Origin of the sequence: Ralstonia edaphi, from assembly GCF_958350185.1 — a bacterium.
Classification (GTDB): domain Bacteria; phylum Pseudomonadota; class Gammaproteobacteria; order Burkholderiales; family Burkholderiaceae; genus Ralstonia; species Ralstonia edaphi.
This window is the reverse complement of the sequence record NZ_CATWHI010000002.1, coordinates 209,678-224,175: the sequence shown is the minus strand read 5'-3', so window position 1 is coordinate 224,175 and position 14,498 is coordinate 209,678. Positions and strand designations below refer to the sequence as shown.

The window sequence follows — 14,498 nt, the reverse complement described above, 5'->3', positions numbered from 1 at the left end:
CGTTTGTCCGACCCCATTCGATTTGCAAGATGAGTACTGAACTGAAGCGCTACAACGTCGAACATCGCTATTCCGACGCGGCCGTCTACAACGGCGTCGTCTACGTGGCCGGCCAGGTGCCCGAGACCACGCTGGACGCCGGCATTGCCGAGCAGACGGCCGAAGTGCTCGCCATCATCGATCGCGTGCTGGCCGCGAACGACAGCGACAAGACGCGCATCCTGATGTGCCAGATCTTCCTCAAAGACATCAGCGAGATTGGCGAGATGAACAAGGTGTGGGACCAGTGGGTCGCCGCCGATTCCAGGAACTCGCCGCCGCGCGCCACCGTTGAAGCCGCGCTGGCCAATCCGAAGTACCGCATCGAAATCGTCGTGACGGCCGCGCAGAAAAGCTGAGCCCGTCACGCAACAGGCCAGACGCAAGCAGGACGCATCATGGAGAACAAGACCGAACGGCCGGCCGAGGGGTCCGGATCGACGGCAGAGCAGGTCGCTCGGGCGATCGAATACCTTGTGGCGAATGCCGCAGACAGCGTCACGCTGACCGGCGAGCCGCTGGAGTCGCACGCGCGCGGCACGATCGCCATCCTTGAAGGGCTGCGCGTCGATACGCCGTCGTTGCAGGCCGCCGCGCTGTTTCTGTTGCCGACGCTGGCAATGGACAACGAAAAGGCGCTCGAGCCCGCGTTCGGGGCCGAGGTCGTCAAGCTCGTGCACGATGTGCGGCAATTGCTGCGCATTGGCGCCATTGCCGGCCTCGTCAGCCCGACCGACGCCAGCATCACGCGCAAGAACGAAGCCGAAGCGCGCCGCGCGCAAGTCGAGGCGTTGCGCAAGATGTTGCTCGCGTTCGCGCAGGACATTCGCGTGGTCCTGATCCGGCTGGCGTCGCGGTTGCAGTCGCTGCGCTGGCTGGCGCAGACGAAACGCTCGGCGCCGGAAGGCATGGCGCGCGAGACGCTGGATATCTACGCGCCGCTCGCAAACCGCCTGGGCATCTGGCAGCTGAAGTGGGAGCTTGAAGACCTCGGCTTCCGCTTTGAGGATCCCGATACCTACAAGCGCATTGCCCGCCTGCTGGATGAAAAGCGCATCGAGCGCGAAAAGTTCATCGGCCAGGCCATCGAGCAACTCCAAAAGACGTTGCACGATGCCGGCATTCAGGCGGAAGTCAGCGGGCGGCCCAAGCACATCTACAGCATCTGGAAGAAGATGCGCGGCAAGGAGCTCGACTTTGCCGATCTGTACGACGTGCGCGCCTTCCGCGTCATCGTCGACGACATCAAGGATTGCTACACGGTGCTCGGTTTCGTGCACCACATGTGGCAGCCGATCCCGAAGGAATTCGACGACTACATCTCGCGTCCGAAGGCCAATGGCTACATGTCGCTGCACACGGTAGTGATCGGCGACGACGGCCGCGCGCTCGAGGTGCAGATCCGCACGCGCGAGATGCACCACTTTGCCGAGTACGGCGTGGCGGCGCACTGGCGCTACAAAGAGGCCGGCAGCAAAGGCTACGCCGGGCAGTTCTCCGCCAGCGAACGCTACGACGAGAAGATCGCCTGGCTGCGCCAATTGCTCGCCTGGAAAGATGACGCCGAGCACACCGTCGCGCACGAGGATTCCCCGTGGGAGCAACTCAAGCACACGGAGCTGGATGACCACATCTACGTGCTGACGCCGCAGGCCCGCGTGATCGCGTTGCCGCAAGGCGCGACGCCCGTCGACTTCGCTTATTACCTGCACAGTGATCTCGGCCACCGCTGCCGCGGCGCGCGCGTCGACGGCACGATGGTGCCGCTGAACACGCCGCTCAAGAACGGCCAGACGGTCGAGATCGTCACCGTCAAGCAGGGCGGGCCGTCGCGCGATTGGCTGAACACCGAGCTGCACTATCTTGTCAGCCCGCGCGCCCGTACGAAGGTGCGCGCCTGGTTCAACGCGATGGAGCTGGAAGAGACGCTCGCCCAGGGGCGCGCGCTCATCGACAAGACGCTGCAGCGCGAAGGCAAGACCGCCGTCAACCTGGAAGAGCTGGCCGCCAAGCTCGGCTACAAGACGCCGGACGATCTCTACGCTGTCGTCGCCAAGGACGAGCTGAGCCTGCGCCGTATCGAGGCGGTCTTGCGCTCGGATGGGGCGCCGCCGCCGGCACCCGTCGACGACGAAGCCGCCATCACCAAGAAAAGCCGCGCCACCAGCGTGGCCCGTGGCGCCAAGAGCGGCGTGTTGGTGGTGGGCGTCGATTCGCTCCTCACGCAGATGTCACGTTGCTGCAAGCCTGCGCCGCCGGACCCCATCGTCGGCTTTGTCACGCGTGGCCGCGGTGTCTCGATCCACCGTCAGAGTTGCGCAACGTTCCAGCAATTGGCCGCCCGCGCGCCGGGCCGTGTGATCCAGACGGAATGGGGCCAACGCAGCGATTCGGTCTATCCGATCGACATCCAGGTCGAAGCGCTGGACCGGCAGGGCTTGTTGCGCGACATCTCGGAAATCCTCTCGCGCGAGAAGATCAACGTGACCGGCGTGCGCACGCTGTCGAGCAAAGGCGTCGCGAAAATGCAGTTCACTGCGGAGGTGTCAGAAGCGACGCAACTGCAGCGCGCGCTGACTTTGATCGAAGAAGTGCAAGGGGTATTGACAGCCCGAAGGAAGTGACGGTATAGTCTTGTTCTTCGGCAGGCTCGTAGCTCAGCTGGTTAGAGCACCACCTTGACATGGTGGGGGTCGTTGGTTCGAGTCCAATCGAGCCTACCAACGCATTTAGCAGGACGCGTCGGGTAGGGTGTCCAAGCCGTCATCCTCGTAATTCCCGGGTTTGTCCCGTACAACTGAACACAGGGCGAAATATGATTCAGGCACCGCGAACTACAACCGCTTCGGAGCGACGGTAGTCAAGGTGCGTTTTTCGCCCTTTGCGGTCTGCCCAAGCGGTGGATAGCGCAAATGAAAACGCGGCCTTGGCCGCGTTTTTTTTCGTCCGCAGTTTCGTGTCACGCGTGGCGATCAAGCTGAAAGCGCTTCGAAGCATTCGATTCGACAACCTGCTGCGCTGAACTTGGCGCGGCGCACGACAGAATAACGACCGCTGTGCATCGTTGAAACCTGAGATGCGCAACGGTGACTCCACAGGAGCAAGCATGATCGCAATCACGTTGCCGGATGGTTCCCGGCGAGAGTTTCCCGGCCCGGTGACGGTCGCAGAAGTGGCGCAAAGCATCGGTGCGGGCCTTGCCAAGGCAGCCCTGGCCGGCCGCGTGGACGGCCAGATGGTCGACACGAGCTACACGATCGATCGCGATGCGAAGCTCGCCATCATCACCGACAAGGATGCCGACGGCGTCGACGTGATCCGTCACTCTACGGCCCACTTGCTGGCCTACGCCGTCAAGGAGCTGTATCCGGACGCGCAGGTCACCATCGGTCCGGTCATCGAGAACGGTTTCTACTACGACTTCGCCTACAAGCGCCCCTTCACGCCCGAAGACCTCGTTGCCATCGAAAAGAAGATGACCGAGCTGGCCAAGAAGGACGAGAAGGTCACGCGTGAAGTCTGGAATCGCGATGAGGCCGTCAAGCTGTTCGAAGGCATGGGCGAGAAATACAAGGCGGAGATCATTGCCTCCATCCCGCAGGATCAGGAGATCGGCCTGTACCGCGAAGGCAACTTCGTTGACCTATGCCGCGGTCCGCACGTGCCATCCACGGGCAAACTGAAAGTCTTCAAGCTGATGAAGGTGGCGGGCGCGTATTGGCGCGGCGACCACAACAACGAGATGCTCCAGCGCATCTACGGCACGGCCTGGGCCAAGAAGGAAGACCAGGAAGCCTATCTGCACATGCTGGAAGAGGCCGAAAAGCGTGACCACCGCAAGCTCGGTCGCGAACTCGACCTGTTCCACATCGACGAGTACTCGCCCGGCACGGTGTTCTGGCACCCCAAGGGCTGGACGCTGTGGCAGGAAGTCGAGCAATACATGCGCCGCGTCTATCGCGAGAATGGCTACCAGGAAGTGAAGGGGCCGCAGATTCTCGACAAGACGCTGTGGGAGAAGACCGGCCACTGGGACAAGTACCGCGAGAACATGTTCATCACGGAATCGGAAAAGCGCGAATACGCGCTCAAGCCGATGAACTGCCCCGGCCACATCCTCATCTACAAGCAAGGCATCAAGAGCTACCGCGATCTGCCGCTTCGCTTCGGTGAGTTCGGTGCGTGCCACCGTAACGAGCCGTCGGGCGGCCTGCACGGCATCATGCGCGTGCGCGGCTTCACGCAGGACGACGGCCACATCTTCTGCACGGAAGACATGATCCAGGCCGAGGTGACGGCGTTCACGACGTTGCTGCAGAAGGTCTACAAGGATTTCGGCTTTACCGAGATTCTCTACAAGCTGTCGACGCGTCCGGACAAGCGCATCGGCACGGAAGAAAGCTGGGACCGCGCCGAGGCTGCGTTGGCCGAGGGTTTGCGCGCGTCGGGTTGCGAGTTCGAGTACCTGCCGGGCGAGGGTGCGTTCTATGGTCCCAAGATCGAGTATGTGCTTAAGGACGCACTTGGGCGGCAGTGGCAGTGTGGCACGATGCAGGTCGACCCGAATCTGCCGGAGCGCCTTGACGCAGAGTTTGTCGGCGAAGATGGCGCGCGCCATCGTCCCATCATGCTGCACCGCGCCATTGTCGGCAGCCTCGAGCGCTTTATCGGTATCTTGATCGAGCAATATGCCGGAGCGCTGCCGACGTGGCTTTCGCCGGTGCAGGTTGCGGTGCTCAGCATCACCGATTCGCATGCCGAATACGCACAATCCGTTGCGCAATCCCTGCAAAAACAAGGATTTAGGGCGGTCGTTGATTTGCGGAATGAGAAGATTGGGTATAAAATCCGCGAGCATTCCGTGCAGAAGGTCCCATACCAGGTTGTGGTTGGCGACAAGGAGCGGGATGAAAATCAGGTGGCCGTGCGTGCCCGTGGCAACGTCGATCTAGGCTCCATGCCGTTGTCGGCGTTCGTTGAGCGACTGCAGAACGATCTCGCCAACAAGTCATGAGCTGGGCACGGCCTGTTTTTTTGATTCTTTGAGGACATCAACATCGCTACTGAGAAATCTCACCGCATCAACCGCGAGATCAGCGCACCGGAAATCCGGCTGACCGGGGTTGAGGGAGAAGCGCTCGGCATCGTCAAGCTGTTTGACGCACTGCGTCTGGCAGAAGAGAAAGACGTCGACTTGGTCGAGATCGCGCCGACTGCGCAGCCGCCCGTCTGCCGCCTGATGGACTATGGCAAGTTCAAGTATCAGGAGCAGAAGAAGGCTCACGAGGCCAAGTTGAAGCAGAAGGTTATCCAGGTGAAGGAAGTCAAATTCCGCCCGGCTACCGACGACAACGACTACGGCGTCAAGCTGCGAAACGCTACGCGCTTCCTAGAGGATGGTGACCGGGTGAAGGTTACCTTGCGTTTCCGAGGTCGCGAAATGGCGCACCAGGAGCTCGGTATGCGCGTGCTGGAGCGTATCAAGGCTGACCTGGAGGAATTCGGTCAGGTTGAGCAGATGCCGAAGATGGAAGGCCGCCAGGCAGTGATGATGTTGGCGCCCAAGAAGAAAAAGTAATGCAGCGGCGGCCGGGCGATTCCGGCTGCGCTGAGCAGGTTCCAGACGGAAACGTCGGAAGACGCGGCAGGTGTCAAAGCCTGCCGCGATACAACAAGTGAGCCCGGGTCTTGCAAGTGTCGGCGGCAGCCGTCCACCTGGCCTCATGTCAAAAACGGAGTTGTTCCATGCCGAAGATGAAGACGAAGAAAAGCGCTTCCAAGCGCTTTACTGCCCGTCCTGGTGGCACGATCAAACGTGGCCAAGCCTTCAAGCGTCACATCCTGACCAAGAAGACCACCAAGAACAAGCGTCACCTGCGCGGTACCGAGGGCGTCCATGAGACGAACCTGAAGTCCGTTCGCGCAATGATGCCGTACGCCTAACCCTAACTAACTACGAAAGGAGCATTTCATGCCTCGAGTAAAACGTGGGGTCACAGCGCGGGCCCGTCATAAGAAGGTTATCAGCGCAGCCAAGGGTTACCGCGGCCGCCGCAATAACGTCTATCGCATCGCCAAGCAGGCGGTCATGCGTGCTGGTCAGTACGCCTACCGCGATCGTCGCAACAAGAAGCGTGTGTTCCGCGCGCTCTGGATTGCACGTATCAACGCTGGCGCACGCGAGCATGGTCTGACCTACAGCAAGTTCATGAACGGCCTGAAGAAGGCGTCCATCGAGCTGGACCGCAAGGTGCTGTCGGACATGGCCATTCACGACAAGGTGGCTTTTGCTGCCATCGTGAACCAGGTGAAAGCCAACGTCGCCTGAATTGGATTGGCCGGGCAGGCTGCTGGAATTGCCCAGTGACTTTGCCGGCTGATCACCCTGACGGGGCTCTCACCGAGCCCCGTTTTTTATTCCGCGCATTTCGCGGACCCGAATCACCCGAATTTTTTCGCTCGCCTTCCCATGTCACTGGATCTGGATCAAGTCGTCGTCGATGCCCAAAACGCGTTTGCCTCCGTGGAGGACAACGCCTCGCTGGAAAACGAGAAAGCCCGCTTTCTCGGTAAGTCCGGCGTGCTGACCGACTTGCTCAAAGGCTTGGGCAAGCTCGATCCGGAGACACGCAAGTCCGAAGGCGCGCGCATCAACCAAGCCAAGAGCCGTGTTGAGGAGGCGCTGAACGCCCGCCGCCAGGCACTGGCCGATGCGCTGATGAACGCCCGCCTTGCAGCCGAGGCGATCGACGTAACGCTGCCGGGCCGGGATGTGGCCGAAGGCAGTCTGCACCCGGTGATGAACACCTGGGAGCGCGTCGCCAAGATTTTCGGCTCCATCGGTTTCGATGTGGCCGACGGCCCTGAAATCGAATCCGACTGGATGAACTTCACGGCGCTGAACAACCCGGACAACCACCCGGCGCGCTCGATGCAGGACACGTTCTACATCGACGGTCGCGACAGCGAAGACAAGCTCCTGCTGCTGCGCACGCACACCAGTCCGATGCAGGTGCGCTATGCCCGCATGCACGTTGAGAAGTACAAGCATCTCGACCGCATTCCGCCGATCAAGGTCATCGCTCCGGGACGCACGTACCGCGTTGACAGCGACGCCACGCACTCGCCGATGTTCCATCAGGTCGAAGGCCTCTGGATTGCGGACACCATCAGCTTTGCCGACCTGAAGGGCGTCTATACCGATTTCCTGCGCAACTTCTTCGAGCGCGACGACATCCAGGTGCGCTTCCGCCCGTCGTATTTCCCCTTCACCGAGCCGTCGGCCGAGATCGACATGGCATTCGGCAACGGTAAATGGCTGGAGATTTCCGGCTCCGGCCAGGTGCACCCGACCGTGGTGCGCAACATGGGCCTGGATCCCGAGCGCTACATCGGCTTCGCGTTCGGCTCCGGCCTGGAGCGCTTGACGATGCTGCGCTATGGCATCAACGACCTGCGCCTGTTCTTCGAGGGCGATGTGCGTTTCCTGCGCCAGTTCGCGTAAGCGCCGAGCGCTCGCACCGGTACTTCATCGCCCCGTTAATCGAATTCTCTTTCCTGTCGCGCCATGCAATTTCCGGAATCCTGGCTTCGCAGTTTCGTCAATCCGTCGATCACCACGGATGAGCTCTCCCATCGGCTGACGATGGCTGGCCTCGAGGTGGAAGAGGTCGACCCCGTCGCGCCGCCGTTCTCGCAGATCGTCGTTGGCCATGTGGTCGAGGTGAACAAACACCCGGACGCCGATCGCCTCAACGTGTGCAAGGTCGATGCGGGCACGGGCGAATTGCTGCAGATCGTCTGCGGTGCGCCGAACGTGTCGGTAGGCATCAAGGTGCCGTGCGCGCTGGTCGGCGCCGAGCTCCCGCCGGGCGAGGACGGCAAGCCGTTCAAGATCAAGATCGGCAAGCTGCGTGGCGTGGAGAGCTACGGCATGCTCTGTTCGGCGCGCGAGCTGAAGCTGTCGGAAGACCACGGCGGTCTGCTGATCCTGCCGGAAGACACGCCGGTGGGCGAGGACATCCGCAAGGTGCTCGATCTGGACGACCAGATCTTCGTCATCAAGCTCACGCCCAACAAGGCCGACTGCCTGTCGATCCATGGCGTGGCGCGTGAGGTGTCCGCGCTGACGGGCGCGCCCATCACGGTGCCGTCGATGGCGCCTGTGGCGGTGACACTGGCTGACAAGCTGCCGGTCAAGGTGGAAGCGCCGGACCTGTGCGGTCGTTTTTCGGGCCGCATCATCCGCGGCGTGAATGCGCACGCGAAGACGCCGGCTTGGATGGTGTCGCGCATTGAGCGCGCGGGCATGCGCAGCGTGTCGGCGCTGGTCGATATTTCGAATTACGTGATGCTGGAGCTGGGTCGTCCGTCGCACGTGTTCGACCTGGACAAGATCCACGGCGGCCTGACGGTGCGCTGGGGCAAGGCTGGCGAACAGCTGAAGCTGCTCAACGGCGACACCATCACTGTCGACGAAAAGGTCGGCGTGATTTCGGACGAGCAAGCCATTGAAAGCCTCGCCGGCATCATGGGCGGTGACAAGACGGCCGTCACGCTCGATACGCAGAACATCTACGTCGAAGCCGCATTCTGGTGGCCGGAAGCCATCCAGGGCCGCGCACGCCGCTACAACTTCTCGACCGATGCCGGCCATCGCTTCGAGCGCGGCGTTGACTATGCGACGACCGTAGAACACATCGAGCGCATCAGCGCGCTGATCCTCGAAATCTGCGGCGGCCAGGCCGGCCCGATCGACGATCAGATCGTCAACTTGCCCAAGCGCGAGCCGGTGCGCATGCGTGTTGCACGTGCGGCGCGTGTGCTTGGTATTCCGCTGTCGCACGATGTTGTGGCGGATGTGTTCAAGCGCCTGGGCCTGACGTTCAGCGTCGACGGCGATGTGTTCATCGTCGAGCCGCCGTCGTACCGCTTCGACCTGGAAATCGAGGAAGACCTGATCGAAGAGGTCGCCCGCATCTACGGTTTCGAGCAGATTCCGGCCAAGCCTCCCGTGGCTGAGAATGCCATGCGCGCGACCGACGAGGCGCGCCGCACGATGCATGACGTACGTCATGCCGTTGCCGCGCGCGATTACCACGAGGTCGTCAACTTCGCCTTTGTCGAGACCGAATGGGAAGCCGATTTTGCCGGCAACACCAACCCGATTCCGCTGCTGAATCCGATTGCCAGCCAGTACTCGGTGATGCGCAGCACGCTCATCGGCGGTTTGCTCGATAAGGTGCGCTACAACCTGAACCGCAAGGCTTCCCGCGTGCGCATGTTCGAAGTGGGGCGTGTGTTCCACCGCGATGCGAGCGTCGCCGACGGCGGTCTGTCGATCGCCGGCTACGCACAGCCGATGATGGCCGGCGGCATTGCGTATGGTCCGTCCAAGGAAGAGCAGTGGGGCGTGCAGACTCGTCCGGTCGATTTCTTCGATGTGAAGGGCGATGTCGAATCGCTGCTGTGGCCGCTGCAGGCGCGTTTCGAACGCGCTGAGCATCCTGCGCTGCATCCGGGCCGCTCGGCGCGCGTAGTGCTGAATGGCCGTGCCATCGGCTGGATCGGTGAACTGCATCCGCGTTGGCTGCAGAAGTACGATTTGCCGACTGCGCCGGTGGTGTGGGAGCTGGAGCTCGACGCAATCACGGCCGTCGGTTTGCCGAAGTACCACGAAGTCCCCCGCGTGCCTGCAGTGACGCGCGACATTGCGCTCGTCGTGCGCCAAGACGTGGCGGTGCAGGACCTTGTCGATACCTTCGAAAAGACGGCTGTTGGCACGCCTTGGCAGCGCTATCTGCAAGGCGTTGTGCTGTTCGATGAATTCCGTCCGAAGGCCGCCACGGCTGCCATTGGGGCGCAGGAGAAAAGCCTTGCCTTCAGAATTACGTTGCAAGATACTGACAGCACCCTTCAGGACGACATTGTCGAGGCCGCCACACAGCAACTGATTCGAGCGGCCGGCGATGCATTCGGCGCGCGCCTGCGCGCCTGACGTTTCAGACGTCCGCACTGCGCTAGAGACAGCTCGAACGAACCTCCGCATTCGGATCGAATACGCTAAGCGAATCCTATGAACGATCAACACGCGCCAGCGTTGGCGGCATCCTTGGGCGACTCGCTCGGTTCTTCTGCAGCAGCTCTGGGCGACGCACGTGACGTGCGCGCTCAGGACGTGCCGACGCTCACCAAGGCCGAGCTTGCCGAGATGCTGTTCGAGCAGGTGGGCCTGAACAAGCGTGAGTCGAAGGACATGGTCGAAGCGTTCTTCGACGTGATTCGCGAGGCGCTCGAGCAGGGTGACAGCGTCAAGCTGTCCGGCTTTGGCAACTTTCAGTTGCGCGACAAGCCGCAGCGCCCCGGCCGAAATCCGAAGACGGGCGAGATCATCCCCATCACCGCGCGTCGCGTCGTTACGTTCCACGCGAGCCAGAAACTCAAGGCGCTCGTGGAAGAACGCGTCGAGCCGCTGCCGGTCGACGTCGCTTAATTCTGCTGCGTGATTTCATTCAGCCGTCCGTTCAATCCGTCTCTTTCGCCAGCCCTGTAGTTCAGCCCTGTATGGCCGCCGATAAACACACGGAGCGGGTCAACCTGCCGCCGATTCCAGCCAAACGCTACTTCACCATTGGTGAGGTGAGCGACCTGTGCGCCGTCAAGCCGCACGTGCTGCGCTATTGGGAGCAGGAGTTCACACAGCTCAAGCCGGTCAAGCGACGCGGCAATCGGCGCTACTACCAGCATCATGAAGTGCTGCTGATCCGGCGTATTCGCGAGCTCCTGTACGAACAGGGTTTCACGATCAATGGCGCGCGGAATCGGTTGGATGAGTTGCGGCATGGCGCAAGTGCTGCGTCGCAAGTCGAAGCTGATGAGCAGCCGGAGATGGAAGTTGCGGCCCCGATGGCAACTGCCGTGACCGGTTCGGTGGATGTGCAGGGCTTGCGGCGCGCGCTGTCCGCTGTGTTGGAAGTCCTGCGTACCGACAAGCCGTAAGCTGATATCGCGCACAGGAAGCGCGCCGATGGAAACGAAAAAGCCCGCGTAACGTGATTTGTTACGCGGGCTTTTGTTTTGGTCGGGGCGAGAGGATTTGAACCTCCGACCACCTGCACCCCATGCAGGTACGCTACCAGGCTGCGCTACGCCCCGAAGCCTGAAAGTATAACAGAGGCGTGGTGACGATGACTAGTAGTTCGCTCGCGTTTCGGGGCGGCGCTGTGTGGTGGCGTCCGGCGCGCGAGCCCAGCTTCGCCGAAAGCGCTGCGACAACGCGCGCTCCTCGCAAGGCTAAGCGTTAGCGATGTCGGAGCATCAACCCGTCGCCCGCCGATACCGTGCCGGCGTCATCCCGAGTTGCTGCTTGAACGCCTTGCCGAACGCCGCCTCGGATTGATAGCCGACACGCGCGCCAATCTCGCCCGCGCTGAGCCGCGTATGAACCAACGCGTCGCAGGCGAGCGTCATGCGTACGCGCGTGAGAAAGTCCCACACCGTCATGTCGGCACGCGCCTTGAAGTGTCGCGCGTAGGTGGCGCGTGACATGGCCGCCAGATCGGCGAGTGTGTCGATGGTCCATGCGCGTTCAGGCGCGCTGAGCATCGCTTGTACGGAAGTGCCGAGGCGCGCGTCTGACAGCAGCGTCAACGTGCCGGGGCTCGCGTTTTCTCGCTGGCCATAGACGCGCAGTGCCATCGTCAGCAACGCCTGGCTCAGCGACGTGACGATCGCCAGCGCGCCAGGTGCGCGCGTTTCGGCTTCGTCGCGCATCAGCCCAATGAGCGCCTGCAGCGCGGGATACGACGCGCTGTCACTCAATGACACGTGCAGCGGATCGGGCAGCGTACGGACCAACAACGTGGTCGAGCCGTGCTCGTGGACAAAGCGGCCGCAAAGCAAGTCGACGTCAGCCGCGCCCCGACCGGTTTTGCGAAGCGGAAGCATCCCGTCGTGCGATGTGCGCGGTTTCCGGACGGGGACGTCGGCCGCACCGGGGTCGTGAATCGTGTGGGCCTCGCCGCGCGGGAACAGGATGAAATCGCCTTCGCGCAGCGCGAGCGTGCGGCCGCCAGTGTCGACGAGGCATCTGCCCGAAAGCACCAGATGGAACAGTACGGGGCCATTCGGCTCCGGATCGTGCGGGATCGAGAACGGACCTTGGAACAGACAGCGCAAATCGAGGCTGGCCTGCGGGCGTGTGAGCTGAATGAATTGACTGAGCGCGTCCATTGAGACGATTTCGACAGAAATTGCGTTGGTCAAGTATTCAACGGATCACGCATCCAGACAATACTCTTTCCAACGGCGCCGGCATCGGGTCAGCGCCACACCACCGGAGCACATCATGCTGAACTGGGTCGAGTATCGGAAGGAATTGCTGGGTCGCATTGGCGAGATCGGTCGGATCACGCCGGATACGGTCAAGGGCTACAAGACGCTGTCGGCGGCCACGACAGGCAGCCTGGACGCGAAGACCCGCGAACTGATCGCGCTGGCCGTGGCGGTGACCGCGCGCTGCGATGGCTGTATCACCGTGCACACGGCCGAGGCCATCAAGCATGGAGCGACGCATGAGGAGATTGCCGATGCGCTGAGCGTGGCGATCTCGCTCAATGCCGGGGCAGCCTTGGTGTACTCGGCCCGTGTGATGGACGCGGTGCAGGCCTACGAGACGGCCTGACCGCGCCACCTACCGTGCGATCCGCAGACGGCACGTTGCCTGTCGGGTCCCGCCTGGAGCGAGCAGATGCAGGCCTTCGCCGTGGTGGATCGCATTCGGCAGACCCATCCACGGTTCGACACAGTAGAAGTCCGACGTGGCGTTTTCCGTCCACGTGGTGATGGCGTGCCAGGGCACCGGCGCGCCGTCGACTTCGAAACGAATGCGGCGGCCGAGCGGTGCTTCCGGGTGCGGCGGAATGACCAGCGTTGCAGCGCCAGCGTCATCGAGCAGGTGATAGCGGTCTTGCAGCGCCGGGTCGTCGAGCTGATAGGTCCTGCGGCCTGGCTCGGGTCTGTCGAGACTGCCGTCGGGCAGCTGACGTGACAGCCGGGCCGGCGGCATCAAGAGTTCGGTCGCGCCGCGCAATGCATGCGGCAGCGCCAGGTAGAAATGATGACCCGCGTAGAACGGCATCGGCGCATGCGCGTCGCCTTCGTCCAGATGCTTGACCGAGAAGGTCGCCTCCAGCCCATCGTCAATCAGCCGGTACGTCACGCGAAACTCGAAGGCGAACGGATAGCCTTGACGCGTCTCGGGACTGTCGCGCAGCAGCAGGACGATGTGCGCGTCGCTCGCGTCTTCCACCTTGAACGGCATGTCGCGGGCGAAGCCGTGTTGCGGCAGGGCGTGAAGCTGCCCGCGCGCATCGCGCCAGCGACCGACTTCACCTTCGACGAAGTGCCGGCCGATGAAGGGAAACAGCAGCGGATTGCCGCCGCGGACCTTCGCTGGATTGGACCAATCGGCCGCCCCGGGCCAGAAGAGGATGTCTTCGCCACGATGGCGCCACCGCACCAGTCGGCCGCCGGATTCGGGCGAGAGCAGCAGCATGGAGCCATCAGCGTGAGGCTCGCCGATACGGATCAGTGTGCGGTCCTGGAAGCGGGCGGTGGGCAGGTCGTGCATGGGATCGGCGAGGTGACTTGTTGGCATGGGAATCGCGTACTAGATTGTCAATGCGTTTTGCCCTGAGGGAAACCATGTCCGTCAATTGCGTGCTGCCCGCACATACCGTTCCGCCACCCGACGAGCCTTCGCCGCCCGGAATTCCCCCCGACCTGCCTTCGCCCGATGAGCCGCCGCCGCCGGTCGAGCCGCCGGAGCTGTCGGGGAAGTAATCTACTGTTACCAATCGTCACAGCTTTGCGTGAAGCGGTTCGTAAGATAAGCGCCAGTTCTCGCGCGACTGCGCGTTTCCACAACGACAATACGAGCCCAATCATGTCGATTCTTCCGCGTCTGACCCTGTGCGCTGTACTGGCGGCCTCCGTGGCCGGCTGTGTCGTGGCACCGCCGCAGCCCACGCGTACCGTGGTGGTGCGTGAGCCGGTGCCGGTCGCGGTGCCTGCGCCCGTAGACCCGCGCGCGCTTCGATCAAGTGCAGGGCCGCCTCGCGGAGGAATTCCACCGTGTTGACGTTCGCCAATCGCAGGGCTACATCGACCCGTACCGCGCCGATGGTCTACGTGACCGACTGCGCCGCATCCGCCAGGAAGCCAACGACATGGCCAGCCAGCATCGCGGCGGCTTGTCCGGGGACGAGCAGCGCGCCCTGAACGACGAACTCGGCGCCGTGGCGCACGATATCGGCCGCTAAGCCGCTTTCCCGATCCCTTCATCCGCCGATGTTGCGCCGCAATATCGGCGAAATGCATTGTTGCGCCGCGTTGCGTGCGCGACCCGCGGAAGCTGATACGCTTGCGTTCCTCCTGAACGAGCAAGCCCGACGCCGCTG

General features: G+C 62.4%; 13 protein-coding genes, 2 tRNA genes and 1 pseudogene. 13 read left to right on the top strand and 3 right to left on the bottom strand.

Features of this window, described 5'->3' with window-relative positions; all coding sequences use genetic code 11:
* Nucleotides 1-29 precede the first annotated feature (29 nt).
* From R2669_RS06170 to R2669_RS06120, 11 genes are all read left to right on the top strand, one after another.
* Nucleotides 30-398: a RidA family protein gene (locus R2669_RS06170; RefSeq protein WP_147214522.1), complete on the top strand. Its 369-nt coding sequence runs from the start codon at nt 30-32 to the stop codon at nt 396-398.
* 39 nt (nt 399-437) lie between these two features.
* Nucleotides 438-2,663, top strand: a complete 2,226-nt coding sequence (locus R2669_RS06165; protein WP_102067365.1) for a RelA/SpoT family protein — start codon at nt 438-440, stop codon at nt 2,661-2,663.
* A 22-nt stretch (nt 2,664-2,685) separates the two neighbouring features.
* Nucleotides 2,686-2,762 (top strand) — tRNA-Val (locus R2669_RS06160).
* A 383-nt stretch (nt 2,763-3,145) separates the two neighbouring features.
* Nucleotides 3,146-5,053, top strand: a complete 1,908-nt coding sequence (thrS, locus tag R2669_RS06155; RefSeq protein ID WP_316899255.1) for a threonine--tRNA ligase — start codon at nt 3,146-3,148, stop codon at nt 5,051-5,053.
* A 42-nt stretch (nt 5,054-5,095) separates the two neighbouring features.
* Entirely contained in the window at nt 5,096-5,617 is a 522-nt protein-coding gene (gene infC, locus R2669_RS06150; RefSeq protein ID WP_180815287.1) for a translation initiation factor IF-3, read from the top strand.
* 167 nt (nt 5,618-5,784) lie between these two features.
* Nucleotides 5,785-5,982 (top strand): 50S ribosomal protein L35, encoded by a 198-nt coding sequence (gene rpmI, locus R2669_RS06145; protein ID WP_004636003.1) that lies wholly within the window; start codon nt 5,785-5,787, stop codon nt 5,980-5,982.
* 28 nt (nt 5,983-6,010) lie between these two features.
* Nucleotides 6,011-6,367 (top strand): 50S ribosomal protein L20, encoded by a 357-nt coding sequence (rplT, locus tag R2669_RS06140; protein WP_012762124.1) that lies wholly within the window; start codon nt 6,011-6,013, stop codon nt 6,365-6,367.
* A 141-nt stretch (nt 6,368-6,508) separates the two neighbouring features.
* Nucleotides 6,509-7,543: a phenylalanine--tRNA ligase subunit alpha gene (pheS, locus tag R2669_RS06135; protein ID WP_316899253.1), complete on the top strand. Its 1,035-nt coding sequence runs from the start codon at nt 6,509-6,511 to the stop codon at nt 7,541-7,543.
* A gap of 63 nt (nt 7,544-7,606) precedes the next feature.
* On the top strand, nt 7,607-10,036 hold the full coding sequence (pheT, locus tag R2669_RS06130; RefSeq protein WP_316899251.1) for a phenylalanine--tRNA ligase subunit beta: 2,430 nt from the start codon (nt 7,607-7,609) through the stop codon (nt 10,034-10,036).
* 78 nt (nt 10,037-10,114) lie between these two features.
* Nucleotides 10,115-10,531 (top strand): integration host factor subunit alpha, encoded by a 417-nt coding sequence (locus tag R2669_RS06125; protein ID WP_147214526.1) that lies wholly within the window; start codon nt 10,115-10,117, stop codon nt 10,529-10,531.
* Between the two features lie 71 nt (nt 10,532-10,602).
* Nucleotides 10,603-11,037 (top strand): MerR family transcriptional regulator, encoded by a 435-nt coding sequence (locus R2669_RS06120; RefSeq protein ID WP_316899249.1) that lies wholly within the window; start codon nt 10,603-10,605, stop codon nt 11,035-11,037.
* A 79-nt stretch (nt 11,038-11,116) separates the two neighbouring features.
* Here the strand turns inward: R2669_RS06120 and R2669_RS06115 are convergent.
* Both R2669_RS06115 and R2669_RS06110 read right to left on the bottom strand, forming a co-directional pair.
* Nucleotides 11,117-11,193 (bottom strand) — tRNA-Pro (locus tag R2669_RS06115).
* 162 nt (nt 11,194-11,355) lie between these two features.
* Complete coding sequence (locus tag R2669_RS06110; RefSeq protein ID WP_316899247.1) at nt 11,356-12,270, bottom strand: AraC family transcriptional regulator; 915 nt, start codon at nt 12,268-12,270, stop codon at nt 11,356-11,358.
* Between the two features lie 115 nt (nt 12,271-12,385).
* Between R2669_RS06110 and R2669_RS06105 the strand changes: the two genes are divergently transcribed.
* Nucleotides 12,386-12,721: a carboxymuconolactone decarboxylase family protein gene (locus R2669_RS06105; RefSeq protein ID WP_316873536.1), complete on the top strand. Its 336-nt coding sequence runs from the start codon at nt 12,386-12,388 to the stop codon at nt 12,719-12,721.
* 9 nt (nt 12,722-12,730) lie between these two features.
* Here R2669_RS06105 and R2669_RS06100 read toward each other — a convergent pair whose 3' ends face one another.
* Nucleotides 12,731-13,669, bottom strand: a complete 939-nt coding sequence (locus R2669_RS06100) for an aldose epimerase family protein (protein ID WP_316899961.1) — start codon at nt 13,667-13,669, stop codon at nt 12,731-12,733.
* A gap of 315 nt (nt 13,670-13,984) precedes the next feature.
* Here R2669_RS06100 and R2669_RS06095 point away from each other — a divergent pair.
* A pseudogene (locus R2669_RS06095) lies at nt 13,985-14,360 on the top strand (hypothetical protein).
* Nucleotides 14,361-14,498 lie beyond the last annotated feature (138 nt).

Coding starts and splice junctions, on each gene's coding strand:
- R2669_RS06100 (WP_316899961.1), bottom strand. CDS start 13,669: ATGCACGACCTGCCCACCGCCCGCTTCCAGGACCGCACACTGATCCGT.
- pheS (WP_316899253.1), top strand. CDS start 6,509: ATGTCACTGGATCTGGATCAAGTCGTCGTCGATGCCCAAAACGCGTTT.
- R2669_RS06120 (WP_316899249.1), top strand. CDS start 10,603: ATGGCCGCCGATAAACACACGGAGCGGGTCAACCTGCCGCCGATTCCA.
- pheT (WP_316899251.1), top strand. CDS start 7,607: ATGCAATTTCCGGAATCCTGGCTTCGCAGTTTCGTCAATCCGTCGATC.
- R2669_RS06105 (WP_316873536.1), top strand. CDS start 12,386: ATGCTGAACTGGGTCGAGTATCGGAAGGAATTGCTGGGTCGCATTGGC.
- rpmI (WP_004636003.1), top strand. CDS start 5,785: ATGCCGAAGATGAAGACGAAGAAAAGCGCTTCCAAGCGCTTTACTGCC.
- thrS (WP_316899255.1), top strand. CDS start 3,146: ATGATCGCAATCACGTTGCCGGATGGTTCCCGGCGAGAGTTTCCCGGC.
- R2669_RS06125 (WP_147214526.1), top strand. CDS start 10,115: ATGAACGATCAACACGCGCCAGCGTTGGCGGCATCCTTGGGCGACTCG.
- R2669_RS06110 (WP_316899247.1), bottom strand. CDS start 12,270: ATGGACGCGCTCAGTCAATTCATTCAGCTCACACGCCCGCAGGCCAGC.
- rplT (WP_012762124.1), top strand. CDS start 6,011: ATGCCTCGAGTAAAACGTGGGGTCACAGCGCGGGCCCGTCATAAGAAG.
- R2669_RS06165 (WP_102067365.1), top strand. CDS start 438: ATGGAGAACAAGACCGAACGGCCGGCCGAGGGGTCCGGATCGACGGCA.
- R2669_RS06170 (WP_147214522.1), top strand. CDS start 30: ATGAGTACTGAACTGAAGCGCTACAACGTCGAACATCGCTATTCCGAC.